The 15,592-nt window shown below is 67.9% G+C and carries 17 protein-coding genes; 12 read left to right on the top strand and 5 right to left on the bottom strand.

Annotated elements, in window-relative coordinates; translation table 11 throughout:
• The first annotated feature begins 3 nt into the window (after positions 1-3).
• From A5681_RS16275 to A5681_RS16245, 7 genes are read left to right on the top strand one after another with little or no spacing between them, the layout of a single operon-like run.
• The gene (locus A5681_RS16275) at positions 4-987 is read left to right on the top strand and encodes a thiamine pyrophosphate-dependent dehydrogenase E1 component subunit alpha (protein WP_067276904.1); all 984 of its coding nucleotides are present in this window, start codon (positions 4-6) and stop codon (positions 985-987) included.
• Between the two features lie 2 nt (positions 988-989).
• On the top strand, positions 990-2,000 hold the full coding sequence (locus A5681_RS16270) for an alpha-ketoacid dehydrogenase subunit beta (RefSeq protein WP_067276784.1): 1,011 nt from the start codon (positions 990-992) through the stop codon (positions 1,998-2,000).
• The gene (locus A5681_RS16265) at positions 1,993-2,238 is read left to right on the top strand and encodes a lipoyl domain-containing protein (protein ID WP_067276781.1); all 246 of its coding nucleotides are present in this window, start codon (positions 1,993-1,995) and stop codon (positions 2,236-2,238) included. Before A5681_RS16270 ends, A5681_RS16265 begins: the two co-directional genes overlap by 8 nt.
• Before the next feature lie 6 nt (positions 2,239-2,244).
• Positions 2,245-3,117: an enoyl-CoA hydratase-related protein gene (locus A5681_RS16260; protein ID WP_067276778.1), complete on the top strand. Its 873-nt coding sequence runs from the start codon at positions 2,245-2,247 to the stop codon at positions 3,115-3,117.
• Positions 3,118-3,136: 19 nt separating this feature from the next.
• Positions 3,137-4,672, top strand: a complete 1,536-nt coding sequence (locus A5681_RS16255; RefSeq protein WP_067276775.1) for an acyl-CoA synthetase — start codon at positions 3,137-3,139, stop codon at positions 4,670-4,672.
• Positions 4,673-4,676: 4 nt separating this feature from the next.
• The gene (locus tag A5681_RS16250; RefSeq protein ID WP_197498619.1) at positions 4,677-6,068 is read left to right on the top strand and encodes an aromatic ring-hydroxylating oxygenase subunit alpha; all 1,392 of its coding nucleotides are present in this window, start codon (positions 4,677-4,679) and stop codon (positions 6,066-6,068) included.
• The gene (locus tag A5681_RS16245; protein WP_067276771.1) at positions 6,065-7,768 is read left to right on the top strand and encodes an FAD-binding protein; all 1,704 of its coding nucleotides are present in this window, start codon (positions 6,065-6,067) and stop codon (positions 7,766-7,768) included. The genes A5681_RS16250 and A5681_RS16245 overlap by 4 nt, the downstream gene beginning before the upstream one ends.
• Here A5681_RS16245 and A5681_RS16240 read toward each other — a convergent pair.
• Entirely contained in the window at positions 7,765-8,610 is an 846-nt protein-coding gene (locus A5681_RS16240; protein WP_067276768.1) for an enoyl-CoA hydratase-related protein, read from the bottom strand. The two genes, A5681_RS16245 and A5681_RS16240, sit on opposite strands and share 4 nt — an antisense overlap.
• Positions 8,611-8,708: 98 nt before the next feature.
• The gene (locus A5681_RS16235; protein ID WP_067276765.1) at positions 8,709-9,269 is read right to left on the bottom strand and encodes a class I SAM-dependent methyltransferase; all 561 of its coding nucleotides are present in this window, start codon (positions 9,267-9,269) and stop codon (positions 8,709-8,711) included.
• A 102-nt stretch (positions 9,270-9,371) separates the two neighbouring features.
• Here A5681_RS16235 and A5681_RS16230 point away from each other — a divergent pair, with 102 nt between their 5' ends.
• On the top strand, positions 9,372-9,935 hold the full coding sequence (locus A5681_RS16230) for a TetR/AcrR family transcriptional regulator (protein WP_067276762.1): 564 nt from the start codon (positions 9,372-9,374) through the stop codon (positions 9,933-9,935).
• Positions 9,936-9,969: 34 nt separating this feature from the next.
• Here A5681_RS16230 and A5681_RS16225 read toward each other — a convergent pair whose 3' ends face one another.
• Complete coding sequence (locus A5681_RS16225) at positions 9,970-11,733, bottom strand: N-acyl-D-amino-acid deacylase family protein (protein WP_067276759.1); 1,764 nt, start codon at positions 11,731-11,733, stop codon at positions 9,970-9,972.
• 156 nt (positions 11,734-11,889) lie between these two features.
• On the opposite strand from A5681_RS16225, the gene A5681_RS16220 reads away from it, so the two are divergent.
• The 4 genes from A5681_RS16220 (at position 11,890) to A5681_RS16205 (ending at position 14,291) form a co-directional block, all read left to right on the top strand.
• On the top strand, positions 11,890-12,561 hold the full coding sequence (locus A5681_RS16220) for a TetR/AcrR family transcriptional regulator (protein WP_067276755.1): 672 nt from the start codon (positions 11,890-11,892) through the stop codon (positions 12,559-12,561).
• A 44-nt stretch (positions 12,562-12,605) separates the two neighbouring features.
• Positions 12,606-13,082: a hypothetical protein gene (locus tag A5681_RS16215; RefSeq protein ID WP_067276752.1), complete on the top strand. Its 477-nt coding sequence runs from the start codon at positions 12,606-12,608 to the stop codon at positions 13,080-13,082.
• 81 nt (positions 13,083-13,163) lie between these two features.
• The gene (locus tag A5681_RS16210; RefSeq protein WP_156738009.1) at positions 13,164-13,802 is read left to right on the top strand and encodes a cutinase family protein; all 639 of its coding nucleotides are present in this window, start codon (positions 13,164-13,166) and stop codon (positions 13,800-13,802) included.
• Positions 13,803-13,823: 21 nt separating this feature from the next.
• Positions 13,824-14,291, top strand: a complete 468-nt coding sequence (locus A5681_RS16205) for a nuclear transport factor 2 family protein (protein WP_067276745.1) — start codon at positions 13,824-13,826, stop codon at positions 14,289-14,291.
• A gap of 45 nt (positions 14,292-14,336) precedes the next feature.
• Here the strand turns inward: A5681_RS16205 and A5681_RS16200 are convergent, their stop codons facing one another.
• Both A5681_RS16200 and A5681_RS16195 read right to left on the bottom strand, forming a co-directional pair.
• Positions 14,337-14,717 carry a DUF5073 family protein gene (locus tag A5681_RS16200; RefSeq protein WP_067276742.1) on the bottom strand — a complete coding sequence of 127 codons (381 nt, stop codon included), beginning with the start codon at positions 14,715-14,717 and terminating at the stop codon, positions 14,337-14,339.
• A complete protein-coding gene (locus A5681_RS16195; protein ID WP_067276898.1) occupies positions 14,717-15,502 on the bottom strand; it encodes a heavy metal-binding domain-containing protein in 786 nt (261 codons plus the stop codon). Before A5681_RS16195 ends, A5681_RS16200 begins: the two co-directional genes overlap by 1 nt.
• Between the last annotated feature and the right edge of the window lie 90 nt (positions 15,503-15,592).

Here is a 15,592-nt window from a genome sequence, read left to right as displayed (position 1 = left end):
CGCATGAGCGACGGGACACCGGGCCTCGAGCGCCGCCTGTACGAGCTGATGGTGCTCATGAAGGCCGCCGACGATCGGTTGTCCCAGGGCATCGGCACCGGCGAGTTCATGTGCGTGTACTGGCCCTCGCGCGGGCAGGAGGCCATCGCCGCCGCGATGGGCGTCGCGCTGCGCCCCGACGACCAGTTGGTGACCACCTACCGCGGCCTGCACGACCTGATCGGCAAGGGTGTCCCGCTTCAGGAGATCTACGGCGAGATGATGGGCCGCACCGTCGGCGCGAGCCGCGGCAAGGGCGGCACCATGCACATCGCCAAACCGGAAGTGGGCGTGATGCTTTCGACCGGCATCGTCGGGGCCGGGCCGCCGGTGGCGGTGGGGCTGGCGATGGCCGCCAAACGCAGAGGCTCAGACCGCGTCACGGTGGTCAGCTTCGGGGACGGAGCCACCAACACGGGGTCCTTCCACGAGGCGGCGAACATGGCCGCGCTGTGGGACCTGCCGGTGGTCTTCGTCTGTCAGAACAACCTGTACGCCGAGATGACGCCGACCGTCGACACCATGAAGCTCGCACACGTCGCCGACCGGGCGGCGGGCTACGGCATGCCGGGAGTGCGCGTCGACGGAAATGACCCGCTGGCGGTCACCTCGGCGCTCGAGGACGCGTTGCGGCGGGCCCGCGCCGGCGAAGGGCCCACCTTCATCGAGTGCGTGACGTTTCGGTTCCGCGGCCATTACTTCGGCGACAGAATGCCCTACATCCCGAAGGAACAATTGGCCGCCGCGATGGACGCGGACCCGGTCCCCCGATTCCGTAGCCACCTCGCCGAGGCGGGCGTCTGCGATCAAAACGAGCTCGACCGCATCGATGCCCAGGCGCTGGCCACGGTGGAGGCGGCGCTGGAAACCGTGATGCGTGCGGACTCTCCGTCGATCGGCGAGCTGGACTCCGACGTGTACGCGACGGCGATCGGGTTCCCGGTGTGAACATGGACGAAGAAGAGCTGACCATGCGCGAGGCGCTCAACCTCGCGCTGGACCAGGCCCTCGCGGCCGACGACAGGGTGTTCCTGCTCGGTGAGGACATCGCCGATCCCGGCGCGTCCGGTCCGACCGCGGGGCTCTCGACGAAGTACGGCCACGAGCGCGTCCTGGACACCCCGATCTCGGAGGCGGCGATCGTGGGAGCCGCGATCGGCGCCGCCATCGACGGCATGCTGCCGGTCGCCGAGATCATGATCATGGACTTCATCGGCATCGCCGCCGATCAGCTGATCAACAACGCGGCCAAGCTGCGGTTCATGACCGCCGGGCGCACGACGGCGCCGATCACCATTCGCACCCAGGTCTACGCCGGGCTGGCCACCGGTGCCACGCATTCGCAAAGCCTGGAGGCGTGGTTCATGCACATCCCGGGCATGAAGGTGGTCGTCCCCTCCACGCCGCGGGACGGCAAGGGCCTCCTGACGGCGGCGATCTTCGACCCCGATCCGTGCCTGTTCGTCGAAACGATCCGGTTGCAGGGCAAGAAGGGTCCCGTGCCCAAAGACCCCGGTTTCTCAATCCCGTTGGGCCAGGCGGACATCAAGCGGTCCGGCACCGACGTGACGCTGATCGGCTACGGACGCTGCGTGCACGACGCCCTGACCGCCGCGGCCGCCCTGCACGAACAGGGGGTGAGCGCCGAGGTCGTCGATCTACGCACCCTGGTGCCACTCGACGTCGAGACCCTCGTCGACTCGGTACGCCGCACCCGCCGAGCCGTGATCATCCATGACGCGGTCCAATTCGCCGGCCCTGGGGCCGAGATCGCGGCGATCCTGCACTCGGAGTTGTTCTCCGAGCTGGCCGCGCCCGTCGAACGGGTGGCCGCACGATTCGTCCCCAACCCGGCCGCGGCGGCGCTCGAGGCGCAGGTGTACCCCTCCCCGGAGCGGATCGTCGCCGCCGCGCAGCGGACCCTCGGGAAGACCGGCGCGGGGGCGAGGGTGCATGGCTGACTTCATCATTCGCATTCCGCGAGTTTCGGTGGCCGTGTCGGAGGCCGAGCTGACCGGCCTGCTCGTCGACGCCGGGCAGCACGTGGAAGCGGGCACTCCGATCTACGTGATCGCCACCGAGAAGGTGGAGCAGGAAATCGAAGCGGGAGCGTCGGGCACCGTGCAGTGGACGGGGCAGGTCGGGACCACCTATGACATCGGCGCCGAAATCGGCGTCATCACTTCTCCGGAAAGGTGAGCACGTATGGATCTCAACGAGACTCGCGAGAGAATCATCTATCAGAAAGAGGGGCCCATCGCCCGCGTCACGCTGAACTGGCCGGAGAAGGCGAACGCCCAGGACCAGAAGCTGGCCGAAGAGGTCGACGCGGCCCTGCTGGACGCGGACCGCGACTACGACATCAAGGTGCTCGTGCTCAAGGCCAACGGCAAGGGCTTCTGCTCGGGACACGCCATCGGCAACAACGCCGTCGACTACCCGTCGTTCGTGGAGAACGCCATGGTGACCGGTCACCCGTGGAAGGCGCAGGGCGACCTGTTCGTCAAGCCGACCCTCAATCTGTGGGAGTTCTCCAAGCCCACGATCGCGCAGGTGCACGGCTATTGTGTCGGCGGCGGCACCCATATGGGCCTGACCACTGACATCGTCATCGCCTCCGAGGATGCCTACTTCTCCTACCCGCCGCTGCAGGGATTCGGCATGCCCTCGGGTGAATGTTCGATCGAGCCCTGGGTGTTCATGAACTGGCGTCGGGCGGCCTACTACCTGTTCACGGCCGAGGTGATCGACGCCAAGAAGGCGCTGGAGGTCGGCCTGGTCAACGAGGTCGTCCCGCGTGATCAGCTGGACGACCGTGTCGAGGCCATTGCCCGCCACATTGCCCAGGCGCCGTTGACGACGCTGATGCTGACCAAGGCGAACCTCAAGCGGGCCTGGGAGCTGATGGGCATGCGGGTGCACTGGCAGAGCTCCAATGATCTCGTCGCGCTGGCCTCCATCAGCAAGGACGTGCAGCAGCTGATCCAGACGGTGTTCAAGGACAAGGTGCTGCCGTCCGAGCACGCCCGGCGGCAGGCGGCGGCGGCCGCCCAAACTGACGGCGCCACGGCCACTTGACCTTTCGCGGGGCTCGCCGGTGAACATCGCCGACCACGCCACCAGGGCCGGACGGGCGCCGGCCCTGATCGTCGCTGACGGTGGCACGATCTCGCACGCCGAGTTGTATGCCCGCAGCCAACGCGTCGCCGCCGCGCTGCATGACGCCGGGCTGCGCAAGGGCGACGGCGTGGCCCTGGTCCTGCCGAACCGCCCCGAATTCCTCGAAATCACTTGGGGCTGCCAGCTTTCCGGCCTGTACTACACCGCGGTCAACACCCACTTCACGCCCGACGAAGTCGCCTACGTCATCGACGACTCCGACGCCAGGGCCGTGTTCGTGGACGCCACGATGCCCGATCTGGCCGCGCACGTCCGCGCGGCCAACCCGGCCGTCACCGTCCACCTCGTGGTGGGCGGCGACCTGCCCGGCTGGGACGCCTACGAGGACGCGCTGGCGAACGCCGGTGCCGCGCCGCCGGCGTCGGACGGGTCGGAGATGCTGTATTCGTCGGGCACCACCGGCCGGCCCAAGGCCGTCCGGCGGCCCCTGCCGACCGACGGCAACGGCTCATGGGCGCAGGCGGTGCTGGAGCTGGCGCTCACCCACAAATACGGGATGAGCCGGTCGAGCGTATACCTCTCCCCCGCACCGCTGTATCACGCCGCGGGAGTCAACTACACCATGGCGGTCAACCGCGTCGGGGCGGCGGCGATCCTGATGCGCAAGTTCGACGCCGAGCCCGTCCTGGCCCTCATCGAGGCCCACCGGGTCACGCACGCCCAGTTCGTTCCCACCATGTTCGTGCGGATGCTCAAGTTGCCCAAGGCGGTTCGGGAGCGCTACGACGTCTCCAGCCTGCAGTGTGTCATCCACGCGGCCGCGCCCTGCCCGGTCGACGTCAAGCACCACATGATGAAGTGGTTCGGACCGATCATCCACGAATACTACGGTGGTACCGAAGGTTTCGCGGGCACGACGGTCGGCCCGGAAGAGTGGCTCGCCCACCCCGGCTCGGTGGGCAAACCCATGTCCCCGGTCCACGTCATCGGTGACGACGGCGTCGAGCTCCCCGCCGGGCAGGCCGGCGAGCTGTTCTTCGAGGGCGGGCCCGATTTCGAGTACTTCAAGGACCCCGCCAAGACCGCGTCGGTGTCGAATGACCGGGGCTGGCGCACGCTTGGGGACATGGGCTATGTCGACGACGACGGGTATCTCTACCTCACCGATCGGTCCACGTTCATGATCGTCTCCGGCGGGGTCAACATCTACCCGCAGGAAATCGAGAACCTGCTGATCATGCACCCCAAGCTCGTCGACGCCGCCGTCTTCGGGGTCCCCAACGACGAGTTCGGCGAGGAGGTCAAGGCCGTCGTCCAGCCGGTCGACGGCGTCCCGCCGGGGCCCGACCTCGAGGCCGAGCTGATCGAATACTGCCGGGCGCACGCCGCCGGCTACAAGTGCCCGCGCACCGTCGAATTCGTTGAAGAGTTGCCGCGGGATCCGAACGGAAAGCTTTACAAGAGACGCATCCGCGAGCGTTACTGGCAGGGGCGGGCATCGCGGATCCTATGAGGGGATGAAAATGGTCACCACCCAAAGCACCCATAACGGTCAACTGAACTGGACCCCGCTCCCGGTGCCGTGGGCGGTTCAGGCGGTCGATCGCATCCCCAAGCAGCGCTACTACGACCCGGAGTTCTACGCGCTGGAAGCCGAAATGCTGTGGCCGCGCGTGTGGCAGATGGCCTGTCGCCTGGAAGAGATTCCCAAGCCCGGCGACTACGTCGAGTACGAGATCCTCGACGAGTCGATCATCGTGGTCCGCCTGGACACCGAAAACGTCCGTGCTTACCACAACGCCTGCCGCCACCGCGGGGTAAAGCTGGTGGAGGGCAACGGAAACCGGCGCACCTTCGTGTGCCCCTTCCACGGCTGGTGCTGGGGCATCGACGGGCGCAACACGTTCGTGCTGAGGCCTGAAGAGTTCGACGATCACAACCTGGACCCGGAGGACCTTCGCCTGGTCTCGGTCCGGTGCGATGTCTGGGGCGGATGCGCGTGGATCAACCTCGACGACGATGCCCCGCCGTTCCGTGACTGCTTCGAGCCGTTCGCATCCATCTACGACGCATGGAAAGTCGAGTCGCTGCGCGTCGAGTGGTGGCAGTCGTGCCGGCTGCCGGTGAACTGGAAACTGGCGACCGCCGCGTTCATGGAGGGCTATCACGTCCCACAGACCCACCCGCAACTGCTGCCGTCCAGCATGCCGAAGCGGCCCGACGCCACCACACCACCCGGATTGGCCCAGACCAACCTGTATTTCATGCGCACCCTGGGTGAGGGCATGGCCGGCATGACACACGAGAACGACGTCCGCATCGCCGAGGGCATGCAGGACATGGAGCTGCCGGCCGATCCGGCCGAGGCGATGGCCGTGTGGCGCAGCGCGCTCAACGACGCCATCGTGCACTGGCATCGAGCCCGCGGCTGCGACATCCCCGACCTCAACGAGTTGCAGCGGCGCGGAATCGACGAGGCGATCAATTTCGCCTTCCCCCATTACTTCCTGCTGCCCCAGTACAGCAGCGCCTCCTCATACCGGATCCGGCCGCTGGGTCCGGAGGAGACGCTCTTCGAGATCTGGTCACTCACCCGCATCCCGCCGGAGCAGAGCACCGCCAAGCCGACCCCACCCGTACCCATGGCACCCGACGACCCACGCTGGCCACCCATACCGGCCCAGGATTTCTCGAACCTGCCCAGGCAGCAGAAAGGCTTGCACTCCAAGGGTTTCGAGTACATGCGCCTGTCCAGCCGAATCGAGGGCTTGATCTCGAACTTCGAACGCGTGATAGACGGCTTCCTCGCCGGCCTGCCGCACGACGCCCTGGTGCCCGCCATCCAGAAGACCAACACCACCATCGACGTCCCCGTCGCCGACTTGGGTTTCGACGCGGGGGCACGATGACCCCCCGGTGGGACCGCTCGGTCGATCTGCTCATCGCGGGCAGCGGCGGGGGCGGCATGGTCGCGGCGCTGGCGGCGCTGGACAGCGGCATCGAACCGCTGGTGATCGAAAAGCAGCCCCTGATAGGCGGATCCACCGGACTTTCCGGTGGCATGGTCTGGCTGCCCAACAACCCGCTGATGCGCGCCGACGGCATCCCGGACTCGCACGAGGACGGTCTGGCCTACTTCGACGACGTGGTCGGCGACATCGGCCCGGCCTCATCACCGGCACGGCGCGAGATGTTCCTCACCGCGGGCTACGAAATGATCAACTTCCTGACCCGCAAGGGCGTCCGGTTCGTGCGGTGCCCGGGCTGGAGCGACTACTACCCGAACCACAAGGGCGGCAACGAAGCCGGCCGCGCCATCGAGTGCGTCCCATACGATGCGGCCGCGCTGGGCAGCTGGAGCGACAAGGTCCAACCCTCGATGGCCAAGAGCTATGGCGGATTCGTCCTCAAGACCAACGAGTTGCGTTCGGTGCAGTACTTCAACCGGTCGCCGCGCGCCTTCGCCGTGGCCGTGCGGGTGTTCGCGCGGACCAGGGCGGCCAGACTCCGGGGCCGCGACATGCTCACCAACGGCGCGTCCCTCATCGGGCAGATGCTCAAAGCCCTGATCGACCTGCGCGGTGAGCCGCCGATCTGGACCGGCGCCGCGATCTCAGAGCTGATCGTCGAGGATGGCCGCGTCGTCGGCGCGCGCGTCTCTCGCAACGGCACCGTGCTGAACGTCGAGGCCCGCAAGGGTGTGCTACTCGCCGCGGGCGGCTTCAGCCGCAACGCGGACATGCGCCGCCGCTACAGCGGGGACCAGCCCAACGAGGGACACTGGTCGATCGCGAACGCGGGCGACACCGGCGAGGTGTTGCAGTCCGCGATCGGGCTGGGCGCCAAGACCGACCTGATGGACGAGGCCTGGTGGCTGCCATCGGTTTTCATCGCCGACGGTGGTGACGCCGCACGGGCGCTGGGCAGCGGCCGGCAGCGACCCGGCGCCATCTACGTCGACGGAACGGGCCGGCGGTTCTGCAACGAGTCCAACTCGTACGTCGAAGTCGGCAAGGCGATGTATGCGAACAAGGCCGTGCCGTGCTGGATGGTCTTCGACGAGGGCTACATCGGCCGATACGTTTCGGGGGCCAACCCGTTCAAGAAGCGCCGCCTCCCAGAGGAACTCATCACCCGGGGCGCGGTCGTGCGCGGCGAGACCGTCGGCGACCTCGCGCGCCAGATGGGCGTCCCGCCCGACGCGCTGGAGCAGACGATCAAGCGGTTCAACGGGTTTGCGGCCAAGGGCCTCGACCCGGACTTCGGGCGCGGCCAGTCGGCTTACAACGACTGCCTGGGCGATCCCGGGTACCGCCCCAACGCCGCGCTCGGCCCGCTCGAGCGGGCGCCGTACTACGCCACCAAGGTCGTTCCGGCGGATGTCGGGACGTGCGGCGGCGTGATCACCAACGAGCACGCGCAGGTGCTCGACGAGGACGACTGCGTGATCGACGGGCTCTACGCGACGGGCAACATCACGGCGACGGTGATGGGCCGCAATTATCTGGGCGCCGGCGGAAGCATCGCCTACACCATGGTTTTCGGTTATGTCGCCGCCCGCCATGCCGCGGGTCGGAGGGTCGCCGGCGAGAGAAGCCGCGCCCGCTAGGACGGAGCCTCCGGCTCCTCATGGCCGACGAACTCGCGCGGCTTCATGCCCGACTGCTTCAGCTCGGCCCGCCGGGCCTGCACGTCGGTGGCGGCACCCACCATGTTCGTCAGGATGTGACTGACCTGCAGGTGCACCCGCATCCCCATCAATTCCCACGCGCGCTTCACGTTGTTCTTCACCGCCATCAGCGTGGTCAACGGGATCTGGCCGATCCTGCGCGCCATCTCCTCGACGGTGTCGTCGAGCTCTTCGCGCGGCACCACCTTGTTGAGCAGGCCCCAATCGAGGGCTTGTTGGGCGGACAGCGTCGGGGCCAGCAGGAGCCAGTCCATGGTGCGATGCCAGTTCATCAGCAACCACGGCTCGATCATGGTGTGGCCACCGGGCTCGCCGAGGCTTTGGGCGAGCGGCATCTGGAAGTACGCGTCCTCGGATGCGACGCAGAAGTCGGTCAGCAGGCCGAGGTAGATCCCCCCGCCCATGCAGTAGCCGTGAATCGCGGAAATGGTGGGCTTCGGGAATTCCCACAGGTAGAGCGTCGGCCACAGGAACAGGTCGGCGGTGCCCTTGTACAGGTCCTCGAAGGTCTCACCGAAGTCCGGATACGGATTTTCGTCGGGGCCCCAGCGGGCGACGTGTCCCCCGCAGAATCCTTTGCCGTTCGCCTTGAGGATGACGACCTTGATCTCCTTGTCGCGGTCGGCTTCGTGCAGGCAGTCGTCGACTTCGGTGACCAGGACCGCGTCCTTGGTGTTGGCCTTGTCGACCCGGTTCAGGATGATCCGCGCAATCGGCGGCTCGCGCTCGTAGATCACCGCTTCCAGGACGCGCCGCTCCATGCGCGTGACACTACCCGACACCGCCGGGCCGGAAGCCGATTCGCCCAGCTGAATCTCCAGTGCGTCGCGCGGTTTGTCACCGGCGGTGAAAGGTCTTGTCACTCAGCGGACTTCGCCGCGCGCGCCAGCAGCCAGGCGCAACCGGCGCCCTCGTCGGCGGCGACCACCTCGAGGCCGCCGAACGCCGCGGGCAGCTCACCGGCGACCGCGCGAAACGGCCCAGGGGAACCGCCGACCTCGCTCAGCACGGCGATCGCCAGCAACCCGCCGGGGGCCAGCCGCTCGACGATCGCACGATCGAGGCGACGGTCCCGGAATCGGTGGCAGAGGATGACGTCGACGGGCGGCCCGGCGGGCAGCCCGCCGTCGAGGTCGAAGACCTCGAACCGGCACCGGTCGCCGACCCCGGCGCGGTGGGCCAGGTCGCGGGCATGGGCGATCGCCACGGGTGAGACGTCCACCCCTTCCACCGCAAGTCCGCGCGTCGCGAGCCACACCGCCGCCTGCCCCGGCCCGCACGCGAGATCGAGCGCCCTGCCCGCACCGGGAAGGAGTTCCGCGTAGGGCGCCAAGAAGTCGGGGGGCCCCACCGCCTGTACCGCCGGCGGCGCCGTCGTCGCGTACCGCTCGTCCCAGCGCCGCCGGTCCGCCTCGGCCATATCCGCCACTCTAGATCGATCCGGACAACTGTCCGCGAAACGCCGCCCGCGGCCGGCAGGTCGCCCCGCCCCACGGGGACACCGTCTTCCTACACTGGACGGGTGTCTAAAGATGCGGCGCGCCGGTCGGACCGCAGGCCGGGCCAGACGATCCGCAAGGTCCTCGACGCCGGGCTGGAGGAGCTGCGCGAATCGTCGTACGCCAATCTGACGATGCGCTCGGTGGCGACCCGCGCCGGGGTGTCGCCGGCCAGCGCCTACACCTACTTTCCGTCGAAAAGCGCGCTGGTGGCGGCCGTATACCTGCGCTTCCTGCGCGAGCTGCCGCTGCATACCGACGTCAACCAGACGACCAAGACGCGGGTCAGCGCGACGCTGCGAGACATGGCCGTGGTGGTCGCCGACGAGCCCGAGCTGACCGCCGCCTGCGGCGCCGCCCTGATGGCCGATGACCCGGCGGTGCAGCCGATCCGGGAGCAGATCGGGCAGGAGGTGTCGGCGCGGATCGGGGCCGCGCTGGGTCCCGGCTGGCCGCGCGCGGTGAAGTCCACGCTGCAGATCACCTTCTCCGGCGCCCTGATGACCGCCCGGTTCGTCAGCTTCGACGAGATCGAGGGCCAACTGGATGAGGCCGTCAACCTGATCCTGGGCGCGTCCGTCGCCTAACCCGCAGTGCCGCAAAGGGTTAGGCGGCGGCGAGTCACGCCGGCGTCAGGCTCCTGGCCTGCTGACCGGCACGCAGGAACCGGCCGAACTTCTGCTTGCCCAGCGCCGGTGCGGGCCGGCCCGCACCGAACGCGAACCGTCCCGCCACCAGCACGGCGCTGACGGTCTCGTCGTTGCGGTTGACCATGCGCGACAACCCGCCGTAGGACTGCACGGGATGCTCGGCGTAACGATCCAGCGAAGCGTCGAGCTTGGCCGGGTCGATCACCACCAGGTCGGCGCGATCACCTTCGCGCAGGGTGCCGGCGTCGATTCCGTACCAGGAACCGAGTTCGCCGGTGAGCCGGTGCACGGCACGCTCGACGGACATGAAGGGGCTGCCGCGCTTTTCCGCCTCGTGCACGTGCCGCAGCAGGCGCAGGCCGGAGTTGTAGAAGGCCATGTTGCGCAGGTGCGCTCCGGCGTCGGAAAAGCCCATCTGCACGGTTTCGCTTCGCGCCAGCTTCTTGAGCACCTCGGGGCGATGATTGGAGATCGTGGTGCGCCAGCGCAGCTTTTCGCCGTGCTCCACCACCAAGTCCAGAAACGCGTCGACCGGATGCAGGCCGCCGCGGTCCAGCCCCACTTGCCCGAAGGACTTGCCCACCACCGTCTGGTCAGGGCAGGCCACGATCTCGGCGTCGAAGAAGTCGCGGTGCCACACCCGGGGCCCGAACTTCTGGTCGTAGTCCTCGCGGAACCGGCGGCGGTAGTCCTCATCGCGCATGAGCGCATTCCGCTCGATCTCGTCCTGCAGGTGCAGCGCCGCGGCGCCCGCGCCGAACTCCTCGAACACCACCAACGAGATCCCGTCGGCATAGACCTCGAACGGCACCGGCAGATGCTGCCAGCGGAAGTCGCCGCCGAGGGCGTTCACCACTCGGGCGAGCCGGTCCATCAGGTGGATCACCGGCGGTATGGCCTTGATGTCGGCCGCCGAGAGCAGGCTGGTCTTCAACCGGGGACGGCCGACTCCCAGCGACGTCACCAACTGCGACACGACCGACAGTGGATTCTTGATGTCCGGCCCCGACTGCAGGATCTTGTTGCGCCGCCGCAAGATCGCGTTCAGCCGGCGCAGTTCGCGGGGCTTGGCGTAGGTCGACGGCAGCGTGCGCGACCGGCAGACGTCGCCGTCGAGCTTGTCAAACAGGAGTTGCTGCGAGGACATTCCCACGAATCCCTCGTCGAGCGCCTCGTTCAGCATCGACTCCATCCGGGCCAGCTCCGCCGCGGACGGACGGACATCCTTACGGGTCGCCCGGTCCAGGCCCATCGTCGCGGCACGCATGTCGGAGTGCCCCATGAATGCGGCCACGTTGGGTCCCAGGTTGCGGCGGTCGAGTTCGGCGACATACTCGGCCGGATTGGTCCACGACCGCGCCGCGTCGAGGTGCTCGATGACATAGCGCCGCGGGATCGCTTCCACCCGGCCGAAGATGTCACCCGCGTCGACGTTGTCGAGATAGACCGTGGACAGCGAACACGATCCCAGCATCACAGTTGTCACGCCGTGCCGCAGCGACTCGGAAAGCTCCGGCTCACAGAGTATTTCGACGTCGTAGTGCGTGTGAATGTCGATGATGCCGGGAATCACCCACCGGCCCGTCGCGTTGATCACCTCGGCGCCCGTCGTGTCGAGCGGCTCCGGGGTGATGGTGGCGACCCTGCCGTCGCGCACACCGATGTTTCTGCGCGCCGACGGCGCGCCCGTCCCATCGAACCAGCGGCCACCCGTGATCACGGTGTCGTAGTGCAAAGTCCGGCCTTCCTGCCGCGCGGCACCCCCACGATTCGCAGTGATCATACATAACGGCGAAAGTGTCCGGCCGGGTTAACCAGCAACGATGCCCCGCCTCCAGCCCGCTATGATCCGCCTGTGGGGATCACCGACTACGGGTTTGCCGCGGAATAGATGCGCAGTCACGGTTGGTCAGGAAACACGCCCGCCTCCGACGAAGAGGCGATCGAGCGCATCCTCGACGCCGCCGACCGGATCATCGACGAACGCGGCTCGGCGATGCGGATCGCCGACGTGGCGCGGGCGCTCGGGGTGACCCGACAGACCGTCTACCGCTACTTCCCCGGCACGCAGGCGCTGTTGGTGGCGTCGGCCATGCGGTCGGCCGACGGATTCCTGGATCGGATGGCCGCCCACCTCGAGGGCGTCACCGACCCCGTCGTGGCCATCACCGAAGGGATGGCATTCGCCATCGAAGAGCTGGCCTCGGACAACCAGGTCGAATTCGTGCTCAGTCAGCGTCACCGGGGCGGCCAGCAGGTTTCGATCATCTCCGACACGGCCCTGGCGTTCGGGCGGTCGATGCTGCACCGGTACGACATCGATTGGGAGAGTTACGGTTTCGACGACGCCGGCCTCGACGAGTTAAACGAATTCAGCCTGCGGGTGCTGCACTCGTTCCTCGCCGACCCGGGGCGCCCGCCGCGCAGCGGCACCGATCTGCGCCGTTACCTCACCCGCTGGCTGGGACCGGCGATCGCCTATCCCCAGCTGGTCCGCGCGATGGACGCGCTGCAAGGCCCCGAGCCGCCGCGCACGCGACGGCGCCCCTACCAGGCATCGTGACAATCGGCGACAAGTTCGGTTGACGACAACCTCAAGGAGCGGGCATGACGGGCCTCGGACAGATCGCGCTCAATAGTGCGCCCGTTTTCGGTGGGGCGATGCTGGCGGTCGCCGCCGGCCAGTTCCGCGGCCCGGACTATCGGGGCCTGATCGCGCAGGACATGGACTTGCTGGAGCGGCTGCCGCCGGAGGCCGCCGCGCGGCGCGCCGAACTGCAGCGCACCATCGACGCGAGAATCGACGACCTGATCGAGACCGCCGACCGGGGCCGGGCCCTGCGTAAGGCGGCGTTGTCCTACCGGGGCAACTGGCGCGACCTGGTGCTTTTGGTGTGCGCGGTGCTGTTCACCATCATCTGGTGGGACGTCGACCACAGCAGGGGCAACTGGCTGCCGATGTTCGTCCTGCTGATCCTGCTGACCATCGTGACCGCCGCCTACGCGTTTCGCGGCGTGCTGCGCTCCGCCGGTTCGTTGGTGCACCGGCGATCCCACGCGCCCGGGGCCGACCCGCCGCGGTAGCCGGCCCGGACCGCCGCCGCATAACGCGCGAGCTTCGCCGGCCTGTGACAAGATCGCGCTGTGAAGGCGCATACCCTCGGCATGATTGGTGCTGTGCTGGCGCCCTTTTGGGCGCTTCCGGCCGCTCCCCTGGCTGCCGGCGACCCGTGCCCCGATGTCGAGGTGGTGTTCGCCCGGGGTACCAACGAGCCCCCCGGCGTCGGCCGGATCGGCCAGAGCTTCGTCGACACCCTGCGCTCGCACGTCGGCGGTAGGTCCCTGGGCGTCTATCCGGTCGACTACCCGGCGACGACGGACTTCCCGAGGGCCGTGGACGGCATCAGCGATGCGGGCGCGCACGTCGAACACATGGCGGTTTCGTGCCCCAGAACCAAGATGGTGCTGGGTGGCTATTCCCAGGGCGCGGCCGTGATCGGCTTCGTCACCGAAAGCGCCGTGCCCGACGGCGTGCACCTGGTGCAGGCGCTGCAGCCGATGCCGCCCGAGGTCTCCAACCACGTGGCGGCGGTCGCCCTGTTCGGCAAGCCGTCGAGCCAGTTCATGAGCATCATCAACGAGCCGCCGGTGACGATCGGCCCACCGTATGCGGGCAAGACCATCGAGTTGTGCGTGCCCGGCGATCCCATCTGCTCGGACGCCACCAACCCCCTTGCCCATCGGCAGTACGTCGAAGCTGGCATGGTGGATCAGGCGGCCGATTTCGCCGCCGGTCGCATATAGAGCTGCGCGCGGGAGGCCACGGTGGCCGCTGACGGACATCCGATCGAGGGCGTCGGAAGCGCGGCCTTCGATGTCGCCGATCGGCTGGCCACCATCAACTTGTTCGGCGCCTACGCCTACAGCTATGACCACGACCGGCTCGACGACTTTCGCGCCTTGTTCACTGAGTCCCCGGAGCTGGTCCTGCTGCACGAGGGCCAGCCACTGTCCGCGGACATCGACACAGTGATGAGCCTGCTCGCGGCCAGGAAGGCGGCGTTTAAGGCCGAGCACAATCAACGCCGCCACGCGCTGAACTCGTTCTGGTTCTCCAGCCAGGGCGCCGACGAAGCCACCGGGCACTGCTACGTTCAGGTCTTCGCCATCTCCGACGGTGGACCGCCCCGTCCCGATCTGACCGGCTGTTACGACTTCACCGCGGTCAAGCAGGACGGCCGCTGGCGGTTCAGCCGGTGGGTGGTGGGCATCGACCAAACGCCGACCCAGTGACCGCTTGGCCCACCCGAAACCCTGTTGCCGCAGGGTGATTCGACCTCAGCGTGGTCCGGCCCCGGCCTCGAGGACCTCGAGCGCCGCGTCGATGTTGGGCATGATCGTCGGACCGTAACTGCTCACCAGCTGTCCGAGCGCGCGAGCGATGTGCGGTCCGACCGCGCCGGCGGCGAGCACGTCCTCGGCCAAGACGATGCCGTTCACCACATGGGCGGCGCTCAAGCGGCCGTCCGGGGTGACTTCGTAACGCCAGTCGCCGATCTGCACCCGCTCGGGCTGCGACCGGAAGAAGCCGCGCCGCGCCGGGATCAGGATCACCCCCGGAACCCCGCAGAAGACCCTGAGCACCAGCCCGACTCCCCCGGGACCGGCCAGCGTCGTCCCGATGGCATGACCGACCCGCTCGTGGTCGAGGCTCGTCATCAATCGCTCATGGGCAGGACGAACGACGGCGTCAGCGTTTGCGGGTCGCCTCCGCGACGCACCGCGGTTCCGGCCACGTAGAACTCGACGGTGTGGTGGCCCCACGCGTAATTCGAGATGGCGAAATGCACACCGACGACGCCGGTTGCACCGTCGCGCTCGGCCTCACTTTGCATGCGGGACATGGCCAGCTCGCGAGCCTGGTAACTCCCCTGCGTCCACTGCGGCATCTCGGCGTTGCGGCCCACCTGGCTGAGCGTGCGCAGGAACCCTTGCACGGCAATGTGAAACACGCAGTTGCCCATGACGAACGCCACCGGGGCGAATCCCGAGCGCAGCAGGGTCGTCAGGTCCTGCCCCGACAGGTGGCTGGTGAACGCCTGCCCGTTCGGGCGCCGGTAGACGCCCGGTTTCTCCGTGTAGCGCACCGCGGTGCCGACCGCGATGAACTCCAGATGCTCGCCCTCGCCCTGATGACGCCATTCGAGCCGGACGCCGACCACGCCGTCCGCGCCCAGCGAATCGGCCTCGGCCTGCATCCGCGACATCGCGTTCCAGCGCGCCCGATAGGTGGCGTCGGTCAGCACGGGCAACTCGGATTGTTGCCGGATCCCGGTGAACTGATAGCCGACGTGGTAGACCGAGACGCCCATCACGAGTTCGATCGGCTCGAACCCGGCGCCATGCAGCAGCGCGAATTCGTTGATGGACAGATCGGATGTGAACACCTTGCCTGCGTGCGACAGCCGTTCGCTGGCAACTGGGTCGAGCGGGTTCGGTTGCATCGTCAAAACACCCTCCTGCGGTTCGCAGGACAGCGTATGCCGCGCGACCGCGACGCACACCCCCAACGTGCGACTTTCCGGTGGACCGCC

The sequence above is a fragment of the Mycobacterium scrofulaceum genome, assembly GCF_001667885.1.
GTDB classification, from domain to species: Bacteria; Actinomycetota; Actinomycetes; order Mycobacteriales; family Mycobacteriaceae; genus Mycobacterium; species Mycobacterium scrofulaceum_C.
Note: the sequence above shows the minus strand (reverse complement) of the source record. Positions and strands in the feature narration are given on the sequence as shown.